Source organism: Candidatus Cloacimonadota bacterium, assembly GCA_012522635.1.
In the GTDB taxonomy this organism is placed as follows: domain Bacteria; phylum Cloacimonadota; class Cloacimonadia; order Cloacimonadales; family Cloacimonadaceae; genus Syntrophosphaera.
This window is the reverse complement of the sequence record JAAYKA010000135.1, coordinates 1-2,483: the sequence shown is the minus strand read 5'-3', so window position 1 is coordinate 2,483 and position 2,483 is coordinate 1. Positions and strand designations below refer to the sequence as shown.

Sequence of the window (2,483 nt, the reverse complement as noted above, 5' to 3'; positions counted from 1 at the left end):
TCCGCCCTGGCTATTCAAAACAGGATTTACAGGAAAAGCTGATTAACAGCGGATTTGAGGTGGAAAAACTAATTCACAGCTATGGAACCTGGGGCAGCCTTTCCTGGCGGCTTTTGATGAAATATCCACTGTCGCTGTTGGATAAAAGCAGGATTTTCTTGGCGTTTTTGCCTTTTTGGTATCTGGCGGTCTTCCCCATCGCGGAACTTATGATGCGCGCGGATATGAAACGCGAAAACCACAGCGGAACAGGCTTGATTGCTGTCGCCAGGAAAGCCAGAACCCTGCCTCGCTCTTAAGTCCAACTCCACGCTCCCACGAATCGCCCTCCCCGGATGCCCGTCCGTGGTCGGACTGTTGTCGAGTATCAAGAATTCAAATCACATTTTCGAGTTTAGAGCGAAGCTGGTTTCAGCTTATTTTCGCAAGCGGGAGGGGGAAAAAGAAGCGGCCCGAAATCAATCCAGGCCGCGTCAATATTGAGATTACTCAGCTTAGAATTTCAAATCTTTTGTTTCAATTGGGCTGAGCATCAGGGTTTTTTCATTGCCAAAATCGCGCCACAATTCGTAAGCGCGGATATAATCGTCCAAAATTTCGCCGAGGAAATCTTCCTGCAAACTGGCTTCCAGCGGGTTGGCCTTCATGGTCACCTGCATTCCTTTTTTGGAGGTTGTGGCATCCACGAGCTTGATATCACCTTTGATGTGGGCAATTCTGCGCATTGCTTCAACCGCGGTATCCAGGCCGCCAAGCTCGTCCACCAGCCCGTTTTCAAGGGCTTGTTCTCCAGTCCAAACCCGTCCCTGCGCGATTTCGTGGATTTCATCGTAGCTCAAGTTTTTGCGTCCTCTATCCACCTTGCCAACGAATTCCTCATAAGCTGATTCAATGTAATGTTCCATGCGCTGGACTTCTTCGTCGCTCCAGGTGCGGTGATTGGCTCCAAAATCTGAATTGGCGCCTTTTTTCACGGTGCTCCAGTTTACGCCCAGTTTTTCATAGAGGCGCGGGAATGTGAACATCAAACCAACCACCCCGATGGAGCCTGTAAGCGTAGCGGGATCAGCAACGATGTGGTTTGCTCCGCAGGAAATATAGTATCCACCGGAAGCCGCAGCTCCAGCCATGGAAACCACCACAGGCTTGAAGTTTTCCCACTGCGCCAGTTCAAGCTCACGCAAAATGACATCCGAAGCCTGGGCAGAGCCGCCGCCGCTGTCCACTCTCAGAATGATGCCTTTGTAAAGTGGGTTTTTGCGGGCTTCGCGGATTAATTTCACGGTGTTTTCGTGGGCAATCTTTTTGCCCGGCTCACCTTTTCCCATCACGATATCACCCTGGGCATAAATCACCGCAATCATGGTTTCACGCGGCTTGTGCCAGGTGTAATCCACATAATTATGAACCTTTTTGCGGGTTTTTTTGAAGCCAAAATCCGCCTTCAAGGTTCTTTCCAACTCGTCTTCATAGATGATTTTATCAATCAATCCGGCGTCCAGAGCGTCTGTGGCCAAAAAGTAGGGTCCTTCGTCAACGAGCTGGGTGAAAGGCTCGGCAAGTTTTTCGCCACGACCAGCTTCCACGCCAGCAACCATCTGGCTGAAAATGCTTTCCAGCAGAGTGTCGTAGGATTCGCGCTCCGCCTCGGTCATTTCGCTTTCCGAAAACATGTTGCCAGCGTTTTTATATTTGTGGCTGCGGAAATTCAACACGTCCACACCCACCTTGTCCAAAAGTTCGGCAAAATAGGGACTGTCGACCGACATTCCATGCAAATCCAACATTCCCAGAGGGTTCAGATAGATGGCGTCAGCCACGGAGGCGGCAAACATATAGCTGCCGTTGCTGATGTTGTTATAATAGAAACTAATCTTTTTTCCGCTGGTTTTAAAATCCTCCAGCGCGGCGCTGAATTCCTGCAAAAGCGCGTAGGAAGTGCTGAAACTGGGATTTTTGAACAGGATACCCTTCACGCTTTCATCGTCTTTTGCCCGCTTCACGTCCTGGATTATAGTTTCGATGCTTTTCGTACTCGAATCCATGACTCTGATATTCCCCAGGGAAAATTTTGGCTCCACATAGGTTTTCACCGTGCCGGACAGCTTCATGTCATACCACTGGGATTTTTTCAAGCCCAAAAAGGGACGGAACATATTGTCTGACAGATGGATATATGGCGCCAGATTTCCTTTGCTTCCGCTCTGGATTTGCGAAAGCGTGCCCAGCTCGGTTTTATTGAGGCTGAGGCTGAAATTCAGCATGGCGGTTTTTTTGTCGAAATTGTAGCCACCGCCGATGTTTAAACCATCCAAAAGTCTGGTTTGGATGCCAACGCTGAGGTCGTTAACGCCGTAGGAGCCGTCATCCTTGTCATAATCCATGTCCGCGCTCAGCTCCAAACGCTGTTCCAGCCTGGGATTCACAAAAGCCAGCGGACGCAGGGAAAGCCCGGCGTGATAAGCGGGAGAATGATTGTCAAC

General features: G+C 49.8%; 2 protein-coding genes. One reads left to right on the top strand and one right to left on the bottom strand.

Features of this window, described 5'->3' with window-relative positions:
- Nucleotides 1-299, top strand: a 299-nt coding sequence (locus GX135_07130; GenBank protein ID NLN85856.1) for a hypothetical protein, incomplete at its 5' end; no start/stop codon positions are given.
- Between the two features lie 195 nt (nucleotides 300-494).
- Here the strand turns inward: GX135_07130 and sppA are convergent.
- On the bottom strand, nucleotides 495-2,384 hold the full coding sequence (gene sppA / locus GX135_07125; protein NLN85855.1) for a signal peptide peptidase SppA: 1,890 nt from the start codon (nucleotides 2,382-2,384) through the stop codon (nucleotides 495-497).
- Between the last annotated feature and the right edge of the window lie 99 nt (nucleotides 2,385-2,483).